The organism is Leucobacter sp. USHLN154 (assembly GCF_037145595.1).
Taxonomy (GTDB): Bacteria; Actinomycetota; Actinomycetes; order Actinomycetales; family Microbacteriaceae; genus Leucobacter; species Leucobacter alluvii.
The window spans coordinates 235,904-249,797 of the sequence record NZ_JBBCXF010000001.1 but is presented as its reverse complement, the minus strand read 5'-3'; the positions used below and the strand labels follow the sequence as shown (position 1 = coordinate 249,797).

8 protein-coding genes and 3 tRNA genes are annotated in these 13,894 nt (G+C 67.1%); 1 reads left to right on the top strand and 10 read right to left on the bottom strand.

Features of this window, described 5'->3' with window-relative positions; all coding sequences use genetic code 11:
• Positions 1-6: 6 nt before the first annotated feature.
• The gene (locus WFH23_RS01105) at positions 7-852 is read right to left on the bottom strand and encodes a helix-turn-helix transcriptional regulator (RefSeq protein WP_336661329.1); all 846 of its coding nucleotides are present in this window, start codon (positions 850-852) and stop codon (positions 7-9) included.
• Positions 853-965: 113 nt separating this feature from the next.
• Positions 966-3,704 (bottom strand): putative Ig domain-containing protein, encoded by a 2,739-nt coding sequence (locus WFH23_RS01100; protein ID WP_336661327.1) that lies wholly within the window; start codon positions 3,702-3,704, stop codon positions 966-968.
• Positions 3,705-3,878: 174 nt separating this feature from the next.
• Here WFH23_RS01100 and WFH23_RS01095 point away from each other — a divergent pair, with 174 nt between their 5' ends.
• Positions 3,879-5,750 carry a glycerophosphodiester phosphodiesterase family protein gene (locus WFH23_RS01095; protein ID WP_336661325.1) on the top strand — a complete coding sequence of 624 codons (1,872 nt, stop codon included), beginning with the start codon at positions 3,879-3,881 and terminating at the stop codon, positions 5,748-5,750.
• Between the two features lie 79 nt (positions 5,751-5,829).
• Here WFH23_RS01095 and WFH23_RS01090 read toward each other — a convergent pair.
• The 8 genes from WFH23_RS01090 to WFH23_RS01055 form a co-directional block, all read right to left on the bottom strand.
• Positions 5,830-5,902 (bottom strand) — tRNA-Phe (locus WFH23_RS01090).
• Positions 5,903-5,967: 65 nt separating this feature from the next.
• Positions 5,968-6,041 (bottom strand) — tRNA-Asp (locus tag WFH23_RS01085).
• A gap of 36 nt (positions 6,042-6,077) precedes the next feature.
• A tRNA-Glu gene (locus tag WFH23_RS01080) sits at positions 6,078-6,150 on the bottom strand.
• 183 nt (positions 6,151-6,333) lie between these two features.
• On the bottom strand, positions 6,334-7,911 hold the full coding sequence (locus WFH23_RS01075; RefSeq protein WP_336661323.1) for an amidohydrolase: 1,578 nt from the start codon (positions 7,909-7,911) through the stop codon (positions 6,334-6,336).
• Complete coding sequence (locus tag WFH23_RS01070) at positions 7,908-8,954, bottom strand: C-terminal binding protein (protein WP_336661322.1); 1,047 nt, start codon at positions 8,952-8,954, stop codon at positions 7,908-7,910. The genes WFH23_RS01075 and WFH23_RS01070 overlap by 4 nt, the downstream gene beginning before the upstream one ends.
• Positions 8,951-10,621, bottom strand: coding sequence for a thiamine pyrophosphate-dependent enzyme (locus WFH23_RS01065; protein ID WP_336661320.1), 1,671 nt, complete (start codon positions 10,619-10,621; stop codon positions 8,951-8,953). The genes WFH23_RS01070 and WFH23_RS01065 overlap by 4 nt, the downstream gene beginning before the upstream one ends.
• Positions 10,621-12,297, bottom strand: a complete 1,677-nt coding sequence (locus WFH23_RS01060) for an amidohydrolase (protein WP_336661318.1) — start codon at positions 12,295-12,297, stop codon at positions 10,621-10,623. The genes WFH23_RS01065 and WFH23_RS01060 overlap by 1 nt, the downstream gene beginning before the upstream one ends.
• A 27-nt stretch (positions 12,298-12,324) precedes the next feature.
• Complete coding sequence (locus WFH23_RS01055) at positions 12,325-13,686, bottom strand: MFS transporter (RefSeq protein WP_200329878.1); 1,362 nt, start codon at positions 13,684-13,686, stop codon at positions 12,325-12,327.
• Between the last annotated feature and the right edge of the window lie 208 nt (positions 13,687-13,894).

Sequence of the window (13,894 nt, the reverse complement as noted above, 5' to 3'; positions counted from 1 at the left end):
GTCTCCTCAGCCGCGCGACTGCGCGTATCTGACGCCGAGTTCGAAGCGCGACGACACTCCGGCCGCGGCCATCGCGTCGGCGATTCGCCTGCTCACAGTGCGCATGGAGAGCCCGAGAGACTCCGCGATTCTCAGATCCGTCCAGCCGAGCGACATGAGTTCAAGCACGTCGGAAGCGCCCCTCGTGTACGACGTCCACGGGATAGCCGAGCGCCAGTGATCATCGAACACCTGTTGGAGTGGCGCCACGATCGACGGGCGTCGCGTCAAGAAGTAAGCCTCATCGTGCTGATTCTCGCGTTCGGAGATCACCGCGGCTGTACCCCGGTACACGGCGAAGAGGAACGGAGAGGATCGCACCCGAACTTCGAAACCGCTTCGTTCGATGAGCGCGGCAAGCTCGGCGAGCCCGCCTTCCGGTTCGCCGGGCGGAATTAGCACGCGAAGCCGCAATGCACCCGCCTCCGTGACGCCGCGCAGTAGGTCCGCTCGAACATCGAGAGTCCAGTTTCGTCGGTGCACTTCTGGAACGTCGGGCAGTACGACGTCCATGCAGAGCGGGTGTTCAGTCTGCTCGTGCAGCAGGTTCCACCAGTGCTGCCAGAACCCGCTGTGCCCGTAGAGCACCTGTTCGCCGGTACTCAACTGCTCAGCGTGCAGCCATTCGACGTAAGAGTTCTCGAGCAGGCTGAGTTCCTCAGGGGGGAACGCTTCGACACCGTAAGCCGGCCGCTGCAACGTCAGGTAATCACCCTCGTAGAAGGCGAGTTGCGCTTCGACGAGACGCTCGACGCTGCTGAGCAGAACGGGATCGGTGGGCCGACGCCGCAACCCCGCCTCGCATACCCTCACGTAGTCTTTGTGGAGTTCTATGCGTTCCGCATCAAGAGAGTCCACGTTCAGAAGATAGCACAGAGGCCGAACATGGATGGGCGAGGCGCTGCCCCCGCCCATCCATATTCCATTCACTCCGCGTCGACCGCCCGTGCTGCTCTGCGGTTGCGGTGAAGGAGGAGGATCCCTGCCGCGGCGAGCACTCCACCGAGACCGAAGAGGATCCCTCCCCCGCCGCCGCCGGTGTGCGACAACTCCGGTGTCGTCGTGCTCGAATCATTCGCGTGGGAAGCGGCTGGAGAGGAGTCCACTCCGCCCGTACCGCTCGGCGCGTCCTCCGCGCCGCTATCGGCGCTGCCTCCCGAACCATCAGCAGGCTCATCCAGCACGGAAAAGCGCACCTCCTCAGTCGAACTGCCCACCGAATTCGCGGCTGCGACGTTCAGCACGTAGTGCCCGGGTTCGACGGGCACCGCATCGATCTCGATCTCCGAGCTGAGCGTTCGGACAGCGTCGGCCCACGGGAGCGCAGTGGGATCCCCCACTCGGTGCACGCTCGCGCTCAGCTCGTCGGCGTCGGTGGCGGTCGCCTGCCACGAGACGCGGCTGCCCGGGCGGATCTCGGTCGCTTCATCACTCTCCAGGATGCGCTCGATGACGATGCCGGGCGCGGTCGAGGGCGCGACCGGCTCACCCTGACCAGATGAACTCGCGGGAACCACCTGGAGCCTAAAGTCATGCGAGGTGACTCGAGCGTCGCCAGCAGCGTGGTGCGGGCTCACTTCGGTGATGCGAACGACGACGACGGTCGCGGACGCGGGCGTACCGGTGAGGAGAGGAGCGCCCGAACCATCGAGTCCGATACGAACGCCATCAGGCAGAGCCACTCCAGAGCCGTCCGCTCCGAACGTCTCGACACGGTAGCTGGCGTCCGATCCTCGCTCATCGACCAGGGGGATCTCGAGCGGAGTTCCGGTTTCGACCGTAGCACCGAAGTCCATCGAAAAGCGCGTTGGCGCAGGGTCGACGTGCAGCGTCAGACCAACTGCGGCTCCGTGCTCGTCAGAGAGCGGGAATGTGAAGATGCCGGGTTCCGCAGCCACTCCCGCAAGGATTCCAGTGTCCGGATCAAACGTGAGACCACGGGGCAGCGACGCCGGGTTCACCTCGACGCGCCCGCTCACGCCCAGGGCATTCGCAAGCGAGACTTCGTAACTCCTGCCGTGAATCGCTTCGGGGAGCTCGAGCGTCTCGCCGGCAGCTGCGAGGTCGTCGGTCAAGACCGGCGCGCTCTGCTCCGATTCCAGCGTCTGGCTCTCGAGGCGCATGCTTCCGCCGCTCTCGTAGGTGCGGAACTGCAACTTCTTCCCGACCATGCCGCTTGTCACCTGCAGCGTGCTGAGCGTCTGACCAGAGATCGGCCGGTCGTCGGCGTACCACTGGTACTTGATGTCGAGCGGAATGCCGCTCTGCGGATCGATGAACGGCGCCACGGCGGTCAGGGTGTCTCCGACGTGCGGGGCGAGACGTCCCTCCGGCAGGTCGATCGTCGGGGTCACACCGGCGGGCATCGACGTTTCTGCGCTCGCGCGACACGATTTCCGTTCGTGCGAGTCGATGTGCGCGAGCACGGTTCCACTCGGTTCGCCCCGGTTGTTCTTCAGGGCGACGGTCGACATTCCGTTGAACTTCCACGGCCGATCCAACTCCGTGCCGGTCATCCAGTTGCCCAGCGTGCTCACCGAGGGGGTGGTCGCGACGGCCATACCCCACATGCCCGGCGGCACTGACATATTGATGCTTTGGGAGTTGGTCCGAGCGGTGCTCCAGCTCTTATTGATGCTGCCACTCACTTTCACGGAGAACTTCCCCTTGAGGAAGAGGATCGATCCTTCAGCCTCATGGCCGACCTCGAGGCCGGCGGACCAGCCGAATTCGTCGGTCTTCTGCTGTCCCGACGTCACCTGCTGGTCGAGCGGAGTCAACCCGCGCGTATTGTCGATTCCCCACCACCAGCTCCCCTCGTAGCAGCCGTCGACGGAGGAGGTTCGAGAGACTACTGCGCCCTCCTTCACGGGATCGATCTCAACGGCGCCCGGGGCAAAGAAACCACCCGCTGCGGCCTTGCGCTCGAGTCCGACATACTCTCCATCGGTGCTCATCGGTTTGACCCAGAGGTTCTCGCCGCGGAACATTCCCTGGGCTCCGCGTTCGTACATGGCGATTGCTCCGACATGCATCTTCCTGCGCAGAAACTCCCACTCGTCTTTCGCGCTGTTGTCGTTCACGATCGCGAAGTGCATGGTCGACGCGGGGTGAAGGCCCGACATCGAGCCGAGCGCCGTGCTCGTCGCGTCGCAATCGGGAGTGGTGCCGCTGGCGCCCCCGTTCAACCCCGCTTTCGAGCTGTACAGACAATGTGAGGGGTATCGGTAGCTGCGAACGATGAATCTAGGCTGCTCACTGGCCTTCGCGATGTTGACCGCAGCGACGGTGTCATCGTCGGCATCGTGCAGCGCAACGTCGTTGGTGCTCGCATGCATCGGCTCGACCACCCAGTTCTTGCTCGAATGACCGTTGCACCCCGTCCACTGCACCTTGGTCGACTTGTGCTTATCGGTGCCGCCCTTCGTGGCGAGACACAGCCCATCGCTGGCGCGGACGAAGCGGACGGTACCCGGGTACTTCGTGCTGGTCTCGATGTGCACCGCGCTCGCCCCGTGCGTCGAGAACCCGTCATGCGCGACAGCGATCATGACGTTCTTCCCGTCGCCCGTCCCGTCGGCCGCCTGCGCGGGATCTGCACTCCCCGTCGCGGCGGCCGATACGACGAGCACCCCGCACACCGCAATGGCCATCCAACGCGCCATGCTCCTGCTGAATCGTCCCTGCACCGTTTTCACAGTTCTCCTACTCTCGGCATGAGTTCCAACTTCACGATCGTAGAGAGCAGTCGGGCCCGTTCTCGGCGACTGGCGAAGACTCGCCAGTCGCCGGCCTCTGAAGTACGATCCCACCCGCCCATGCCTCCTTACACTGGCAACATGCAGATTCAGACTCCGTCGAAATTGGGCGTATGGCGCACGACCACCGCCCTCCTTCGCGAGGCGTGGGCGCTCGTTCGTGCGGGGAACTCCCGACTTCTCGGCCTGATTCTCGCCTCGCAGCTCATCATCCTGGGCGTCGCCATTCCCGTGCTCGGATGGCTCTTCCGGGAGGCGCTGCGCGCGGGCGGTATGACCGGCCTCGACCTCGGGGCGCTCGGCCCCCAGCGCGGCTTCACGCTGACGCTCGCACTCATCCTCGTGATCGTCACCCTCGCGTTCTGGCTGATCTCGCTGCAGTTCACCGCGCTGCTGGTGATGCTGCAACGACCGAGCATCGGCCTGCGCGATCTCGCCCGTGAACTGGGTCGTGTCGCCCGCAAGCTGCTGCGCCCCGGTTCGCTCTCGCTGGTGCTCTATCTCTTCCTGCTGCTGCCGCTGAGCGGATTCGGGTTCACCTCCGCACTCACGCGTGGCATCGCCATACCGTCGTTCATCTCGGGCGAGCTGCTCAAGAGCACATCGAGCGCCATCGCACTCGCCGTGTTTCTTCTCGTACTCGCATGGCTCAACCTTCGTCTCGCTCTCACCGTGCCGATCTTCGTGATGACGCAGGGGCGCCGCGCCGCGCGCTGGAGCTGGCGTCTGACCCGAGGGTTCCGCACGTGGTTGCCGCTCGTGCTCGCGATCACCGCGGTGCTCGTGCTGGGAGGCTTCGGTGCGACCGCGCTCACCCTCATCTCGGTACTGCCGATCCTCCTCTCGGATGCGATCGCTCCCGCCGCCTCGCACGTGATCGCGGCCTACTCGCTGGGCGCCGCACAGGTGCTCGGCATCCTCCTCAACGGCGTGGTGACGGCAGCGGTCGGCGGGATCCTCATCGCGAAGGTGCGATCCGTCGCGGCCAGCACCCCGGAGTTCCCTCCGCTCGTGCACGCCCTCGCACTGCCGACCGCGGCGGCAGCGAGCACCCCGCTTCGTCCGGACGGCGCGCCCCGCACATCGCGTCGCCCCGCCCTCGCCGTCATCGCACTCGCGATCCTCGCGACGATCGGGTTCGGAACCTCGGCGGTCGATACGCTCCAGCGGCTCTCGAACGCCCCCGCCACCCTCGCACTGGCGCACCGGGGCTTCTCAGACGGCGGCGTCGAGAACACGATCAGCGGCCTCGAGGCTGCGCACGCCGCTGGCGCCGACCTCGTGGAGATGGACGTCATGCAGACGAAGGACGGTCGATTCGTCGCCATGCACGACGCAACGCTCGGGCGCCTCGCCGGGCGGCCCGACGCCGTGAAAGACCTCACGTTCGACGAGCTCACAGCCATCACGGTGCATGACGCGCACGGGCATGAAGACCGTATTCCGGCCTTCGCCGACTACGTCACCCTAGCGAAGCAGCTCGGCATGCCTCTCCTCATCGAGATCAAGCTCGGAGGAGCGGAAACACCCGATCACGTGGAGCGCCTCGTCGACGAGCTCGAGCAGCTCGACGCACTCGAGAGCAATATCTATCACTCACTCGACCCGGTGAGCGTCGACCGGTTGAAGCGGCTGCGCCCCGACCTCGCGGTCGGCTACACGATGGCCTTCGCGGCCGTCGCGGCGCCCGAAACTCCTGCCGACTTCATCGTCCCCGAGGAATGGAGCGCCACTGAGCAGTTGCAGCACTCTGCCGACCAGGCCGGCCTCGCCTTCATGGTGTGGACTGTGAACGACGAGCCGGGCATGCGCGAACTGCTGCGACGCGGCGTGGACGGGATCATCAGCGACCACCCCGACAGGGTGATGGACCTCCGCACCGGAATGCAGCAGGAGGCCGGTCTCGCCGGCATGCTGGTCGACGCGGTCAGCCGTTTCGTGACGATCGTGTAGAGCGGCGCGCGTCGACGACGCTCTTCGCGCAGCCGGAAAAATAAGAACCCCCGCGTGTAGAAGCCACGCGAGGGTTCAGTGGCTCCGACGGGCGTCGATCCCGTGACCTCTCGATTTTCAGTCGAACGCTCTACCAACTGAGCTACAGAGCCAGGCACTCACCTTAGGCGACCGCCGGAGACGAAGAAGCCCTTCCGAGGAAGGGCTCTTCATCCAGCGACCCTGACGGGACTTGAACCCGCGACCTCCGCCGTGACAGGGCGGCGCGCTAACCAACTGCGCTACAGGGCCATAATGTGTTGCTATTCAATTGTGTTTCGGTAAGAGTGACCCCAACGGGATTCGAACCCGTGCTGCCGCCGTGAAAGGGCGGTGTCCTAGGCCGCTAAACGATGGGGCCGAAGCGATTTCTCGCTTGCTACCGAGATGAAATCTTACGGGGGTTCTCCACTGCGGCGCAAATCGAGCCCGCGATCGCGGTATCTCTGGCGTGTCGCGGCGGGAGCTAGAACGCGTGAGCGGTCAGTAAGGTGCACTTCAGGCGCGAATAATGCACCTCACTGACCGCTCGCCCGCACCGCCCCTACCAGTGCCGGTGCTCGTGCGATCCCGACAGATCGGTGCGGTAGTCGGGCCAGGGCAGGTCGATCGGCGGCTCGAAGTCCGCAGGCAGGAGCGGCGGCACCGGATCGGCGGCCGTGCGCTCCGCGAATTCCCGTCGCGCCTCGGCGAGCACCTCCGGCTTCGTGAGCAAGTCGAGGAAGGTGCCGGCGACGGTCTTCCCGGCGGTCACGATCGTGGGGGCGATCGTCTCCGGGATCCCCCCGAGTGCGTTCATCACCCACGAAGGGTACGGTCCGGCGCCCGGAACGGATTGCAGCGCGGGGCGCGACACGTAGAAGCGCACGAGCGGCGCGTAGTGACTCATCTCGACGTAGTCGTCGCTCGTCCAGTTGCGCTGCCAGGCTGGCATGTGCTCGCGCAGCCCGCGTTCCGCCTCCTGGGGCGTGATGAGCTGCTCGGTCTCGGCGAGGAAGGGCCGTTCGCTCGGCTCCAGCCCGAGCGAACGCTGCACCTCCTGCGCCACAGCGACCGCTTCCGGTCCGTAGCTCGGCGCCCCCACCTCTGACAGGTTGTCGAAGAGCACCGTTGCCATCGCGTGATTCGTGCGGCCGGGGCGGCTGCGGGCGATCCAGCGCTCTTCGAGTTCGCAGTGCCCCATCGAGGCCGCTGCCGCAGCGTTGCGGTCGAGCACCTGCAGAATGTGCTCGGCCATCTCGATGTCGGGCGTGCGCCACGAGAACTGCACGCGAGCGACGCGCTGGGGCAGGTTGTCGGCGGTGGCCTGGCCATCGGTCAGGATCGCATCGGAGAAGCTCCATCCACCCGTCGCGGGCAGCATCGCGTCGAGCATGCTCCGCGATGCAGAGTACATCTGCATGAGCGACAGGTTCGCGCCGGGGGCGCGTGCGGCCGAGTGCGACGCCGGGATGGGCGAGTTCGGATCGGCGCTCGACAGCTGCCACTGCTCGGGGTGGTCGCAGATGAAGCTGTACACCTTGCTGTAGTACGCGCCGCACTGGGTGTCCCAGCGAGCCGTGTTGCACAGCGGCAGCATGTAGAAGGGGTGGAAGGAGACGATCGCGTCGGCGTCGTCGTAGTACCCGCGCAATCCGTGCACGACCTTCGACCCGTGCATCTTCTCCGCGGGCTCACCCGTGTAGTGCAGGGTGCCGGCGATATCGTGCTGACGCATCGCGTGCTGCGTCGCGAGCACTCCTGCGAGTGTCGAAATGCCGAGTACGGAGTGCGGGTCGGTGTGCCCTGGCGCGAACCGCGAGAGGCCGTCTCGCGGCGCCTCCGTCGTCGCAGCGGCCTGGCTGTTGCCCGGCACGGCGTCGTACTCGGCGTAGGTGAGGAGCGTCGGGCCGTTTCCGTTCGACCAGCGGGCGCTGAATGCGGTGGGCATGCCTGCCGAGCCGTCCTCCACGGTGAAGCCCTCGGCGCGGAGCCGTTCGACGTACCACTGCTGCGAGCGGTACTCGCGCCATGCGGGCTCCGCGAGCTCCCAGATATGGGTGTGCCACTCGGTGAGCTGCTGCAGGTGCTCATCGATCCAGGCCTGGGCGGTGCGCTTGGCCGCTGCGGTGAGTTCGGTCACGATCGCGGTGTCCTTTCTGCTGCGGCGAGCGCGCGCACTGCGTGCTCAGCCGGCCGGTTGACGGGTGAGTCGGGTACTCCGTTCTCGGCGAACGACGCCCCGTTCTGCGCTTGGATGCGGACATACTCGATCTCGGTGCGCGCCGAGAAGTACGCGATGTGCGGTGTGAGCACGACGTCGCGGCGCCCGACGAGCGGGTGCCCATCGCTCGGCGGCTCTTCCGAGAGCACGTCGAGCGCCGCTGCCGAGAGCTGCCCGGCGTCGAGCGCTGCGGCGAGCGCGGGTTCGTCGATGAGCGCGCCTCGCGACACGTTCACCAGTACAGCGCCCCGCGGCATCTCGCCGATGAACTCGGCGTCGACCATGCGCTCCGTCTCAGGTGTGAGCGGCAGGTGCAGCGAGAGCACGTGCGAGGATCGCCGCACCTCGTCGAGGTCGGTGCGCGTGACCCCGAGACGCTCCAGATCGGCACGCACCTCGGCGGTGTCCGGGAGCAACGGGTCGTACCCCAGCACGCGCCCGAACAGCGGGCCCGCGAGCCTCGCGAGTTCGCGACCGATCTTTCCGAGCCCCACGAGCCCCAGCGTCGTCTCGCTGAGACGTGCCGGTGCGACCGCGGCGCGAGAGTTCCAGTCGCGCGGAGTGGCGGAGTCGAGGTAGAAGGGCAGTTGGCGAACGGCGTGGAGCAGGATCGCCAGCGCGTGCGTCGCCACCTCCTCGGTCGCGGCGCCGGGAACGTTCGTCACCCACACGCCTCGCTCCGTCGCGGCGTCGATGTCGACGTAGTCGAAGCCCATCGACATGAGTGCGATCACCCGCAGGTTCGGCAGCGCCTCGATGATCTCGCGCGTGACGCTCGCGTACCCGGGCAGGAGCACCTCGGCGTCGCGCGCCCCCGCGATGATCTCCGCGGCATCGCGGGTGCCGAGCACTCGGACGGTGTAGCCCGCGGCTTCGAGCAGCTTCACCCCCGGCGTGATGTCGGAGTCGTCGGCGTCGGTGTAGACGGCGACGGGGGGCGCGCTCCGTGTGTTCGTCGTCATCGCTGCACCTCTTCCGCGTCGAGTGCGAAGGTCGCCTGATCGATGTGGATCAGTTGCAGACCGCCACCCGCGACCGCAGCGTCGACGGCCGTCGCGAGCTCCGCGCCGTTCGTCGCACGGTGCCCGGCGCCGCCGAAGGCCGCAGCCACTGCCACCCAGTCGGGCTGCACGAGATCGACGCCGACCGGGGCGATGCCAGCGTCCACTTCGTTCTGCTTGATCTCCGCGTACCCACCGTTGTCGACGACGATGACCGTGACATCGAGGCGCTGCTCGATCACGGTGATGAACTCCTGCATGGAGAACATGAGCGCACCATCACCGGTCACCACGAATGCCGGCCGTTCCGGCGCAGCGATGCGCGCGCCGAGCGCCGCCGGCAGGCCGTACCCGAGCGTCGCGTAGGTCGCCATGTACGGCGTCGAGTTCGGCTCGGAGACGCGCAGCGTGTTCAGCAGCCCCCAGTAGGCGATCTGCGACGAGTCGGTGGCCACGATCGCCCGCTCGGGCAGCGCCTCGGCGATGCTCTCCGCAAGCGCCGTGTTCGCGGCCGAGAGGTCGGCCGATTCGGCGCGTACGAGCTCGCGCGTCTCCGCGACCGACGCCTCGGCCCGCTCGCGGCGGGCGATCGCGGCAGCCGCATCGGCTGGATGGGCTTCGAGCGCGGTGAGGATCGCGGCGAGCGCCTGCGATGCGTCCGCGACGATGCCGACCTCGGCGCTCTGATTCTTCTCGATCTGAGAATCCAGCAGGTCGATGCGGATCACGGCGCCCTGCGCTTCGAGGCGGTCCACCCAGAGCTCGGCCTCGCCGAGCTTCGAACCGACGACGAGCAGCACGTCAGCCTGCTGCGCGCGTGAACGGGCCGCAGCGAGCCGCAGACTCGACCCGATAGCGAGCGGATGGTGCTCGTCAAGCACTCCCTTGGCGTTCAACGTCGTGACGACCGGTGCGGACAGCCGCTCGGCGAGGGCGCGCAGCTCTTCGGAGGCCCCTCGGGAGCCGCCACCCGCGAGGATCACCGGCTCACCTGCCTCAGCGAGCAGCCGCGCGGCAGCGGCGACGCGCTCCGCATCGGGAGTGTTCACCGGCGAGAAGGTGCGCGGCGCGAGGGCTGCGGCTGGGATATCGGCGACCTCTTCGAGCAGGTCGAGCGGGATCTCGATGTACACCGGCCGAGGTCGCTTCGTGGCGAAGAGCTCGAACGCGTCGTGCACCGCCGCGACGGCTTCATCCGCGGACTGCACGCGGCGACCCCACTCGACGATGGCGGAGGCGGCGGAGAGCTGATCCTTCGTCTCGTGGAGCGTGCCGACATCGGCGAACTCGGCGCCGCGCGCGGGCCCTGGCGACACGATGATCATCGGACGCGACTCGCAGTAGGCGGTGCCAGCGGCCGAGAGGGCGTTGAGCAGCCCGGGGCCGCTCGTCGTGATGACGACACCCGGCAAGCCGGTCTGCAACGACCAGCCGTCAGCCGCGTAACCCGCGCCCTGCTCGTGGCGGGTAGTGACCGGGCGGATCCCGAGCGCGCTGAGCGGCCGGTAGAGCTCGAGGTTGTGCGTGCCGGGAATGCCGAAGACGGTGTCGACGCCGTAGCCGCGGAGAGTTTCGATGACCACCCAGCCGGTGGTGCGTCGGGTCTCGGTCGTGGTGACGCCGCTCATCAGCGCGCCTCGTCTGCCGCGAAGCGGCGGCTGCCGTCGACCCAGGTCTCGTGCACCGTGATCGCCGCGATGTCGCTCCCCGCGACCTCGAGCGGATCGGCTCCGAGTACGACGAAGTCAGCGCGCTTGCCGACGGTGATCGAGCCGAGCTCGCTCTCGCGGCCGAGCGTGATCGCTCCCTCGAGGGTGTGGCCGCGGAGGGCGGCCTCCGGGCTGATCCGCAGGGAATCCGGTCCGAGCTGCGCGCCACGACGCGTGATGCGCGTCACCGCGGCTTGGATCGCCTCGAGCGGACGCGGCTCGGCGACGGGCGCATCCGAAGAGATGGTGACGGGCACACCGGCGGCGACGAACTCGCCGAGCGGGTTGAAGCGCTCACCGGGCGTGCCGATGGCCTGTTCCACGCCCTCGCCCCAGTTGTAGTAGTGCTGGGTCTGGTTGACGGGGCGGATGCCGAGCTCGGCCATGCGGGTGATCTCCTCCGGCGTCGGCAGGCCGCAGTGCTCGATGCGGTGCCTCGCGTCGGCGTCGGGGCGCTCGCCGAGCGCCTGCTCGATCGCGTCGACGACGAGCTTGATCGCGGTGGGCGACTGGGCGTGCGTCGCAGTCTGCAGACCGGCGGCGTGCGCCTTGCTCACGAGCTCCGTGTACTCGCGCGGCTCGTGGTAGAGCTGACCGGTGCGGCAGGGATCACCGACGTATCCTTCCGGGAAGTACGCCGTCCACCCGCCCAGCGTTCCGTCGGCGTAGAGCTTGATGCCCGTCGCCGAGAGGAACGGGTTGCCGAACGGGCCGGTGAGCCCGAGGTCGAGCACCTGATCGAGCAGGTGTGAGAGGAAGTACATCGAGACGCGCATGTCGAGCGCACCGCGATCCGCGGCTTCGAGGTACGCCGCGAACTCGCGCTTCGACACCTGCGCATCGCCGATCGCCGTCACTCCCCCGCGCAAGAACTCGCGCTGCACCAGGTCGAGCTGGCGCTGGTGCTCCGCTGGCTCGTCGCCCAGGTGGAAGTTCGGCCCGTGATGCCCGATCTTCACGCCGTGCAGCCCGGTCAGCACGTTGCACGCGGCATCCGACAGCTCGCCCGTGAGCTCGCCATCAGCATCCCGGAAGAACTCGCCGCCCTCGGGGTTCGGCGTATCGCGGGTGATGCCGAACTTCTCGAAGGTGAACGTGTTCACGACACCGCCGTGACCGGAGGCGTTCATGATGTACACCTCGCGATCCGTCGCGATCTCGTCGAGCTCCTGACGGGTCGGGTGGCGGCGCTCCACGAGATTGCGCTGCTCGTACCCGTAGCCGCGGATGGGCGTTCCGGCAGGCAGCTTCTCGGCGCCCTCGCGCATGCGGGCGACGATCTCAGGGATCGATCCGGCCTGAGCCGGCGAGATGTCGATCCAGGTGAGCATCTGGCCGTACATGAGCGGGTGCGCGTGCGGATCGATGAATCCGGGAATGATCGTGGCCTCGGGGTACTCCGCCCGCTCGGGCGTCAGCCCTGCGGCGACAGCCGCCGCCTCGACGTCGGCTGCGCTCCCCACGGCGAGAATTCGCCCGCCGGCGCTGAGGAACGCCTCGGCCTCCGGGGTTTCGGCGTCGACGGTGAGGATGCGCTTCGCGGTCACGATCGTGGGGATCGAGTCGCGGGCGTCGTAGGTGGCGAGCTGTCGCACGGTGCTGCTCCTTGAGTGAGGTGGTGGTTATTTCCGGGCTGCTGAGCGGCCGGAAGTGGAAACGGCGGTGGTATCGAGGCGCGCCTTGAGCGAGCCCGTCGCCGGAGCCGTGTCGGAGTGCTGCGGCGCGAACACCGTGCCGAGAATCGCGAGCAGTGCGAGCAGTCCGAAGAACGCGATGACCGACCAGAAGTTGCCAGTCGCTACGAGCAGGCCGGTGGCGATCGCGGGCGACAGACCGCCCCAGACTGCGGCGCCGATGCCGTAGGAGAGCGACATCGACGTGTAGCGGGCCTGCGGCCGGAACATCTGAGCCATCAGTGTCGAGAGGGGAGCCCAGGCGCCGCTGAGCGTGAGTCGCAGTACCGAGACGAAGAGGTAGATCATCGCGACGTTGTGCGCGTCGATGAAGAGCACGAGCGGAATCACCGTGACGAGCGACAGTCCGGAGCCGAGGATCATGATCGTCTTCGCACCGATCTTGTCACCGAGCAGGGCGAGCGGCAGCGTGACGAGCGTCTCGACGAACGCGGCAACGGTCATCGCTCCGAGGATGATGTCGGCGTCCAGGCCGATCTCGGGGCTCGTGGCGTAGCTCTGCACGAATGTGGTCGCCAGCACGTATCCGCCCGAAGCCATCGCGATGATGCCGAAGCCGAGCAGCATGGGCCACCAGTTGTTCTTCAGTGCGAAGAGAATCGGGGTCGACTGCTCGTGACCCTCGATCTTCGCCTCGAAGACCGGCGTCTCCTCGACGCGGTAGCGCACCCAGAAGCCGACGCCGATGAGCACGATGCTGAACAGGAACGGGATGCGCCAGCCCCAGGTGAGGAGCACGTCGTCGCCCATGAGGGCGAGGATCCAGAATGCGCCGGTCGACATGAGCGCGCCGAGCGGGTTGCCGATCTGCGTGAAGCCGCCGTAGAAGGTCTTGAACTTCGGGGGTGCGCTCTCGACCGCCATGAGGCTCGCACCGCCCCATTCGCCGCCGACCGCGAGGCCCTGCGCGATGCGGAGCACGATGAGCAGGATCGGGCCCCAGATGCCGATCGTGTCATACGTCGGGAGTGCGCCGACGAGCGTCGTCGCGATGCCCATGAGCAGCAGCGTGATCGTCAGCGCCGGTTTGCGGCCCAGCTTGTCGCCGATGTGGCCGAAAATGATGCCGCCGAGCGGGCGGGCGAAGTACGCGACCGCGTACGTGCCGAACGAGGCGAGCGTGCCGAGACCCCGATCGAGCTCCGGGAAGAACACGACGGGGAAGACGATCGCGGCAGCCGTGGCGTAGACGTAGAAGTCGTACCATTCGATCGTGGTGCCGACGGCTGCGGCGAATCCTGATTTGAGCGCTCGACGGTGAGTGTTCACCGGGGCGGTGGCGGTAGACATACGGAAGCTCCCTTGCTTGAGGACAGCGCGATGCGCGCAACTGGAACGACTGTAGGCCAGCCGACGCGCTCGTGCACGGAAAGCGTTCGTCGATGCCGGGTGTTTCACCGCCGATTTGCAGCCGCGAAACCTCGATATTCCGATTACGCTTGCAGAAGACCAAATATCGCCGCGTTCTTGCGGGCCGCTCGACTCAGATCCGCGTATT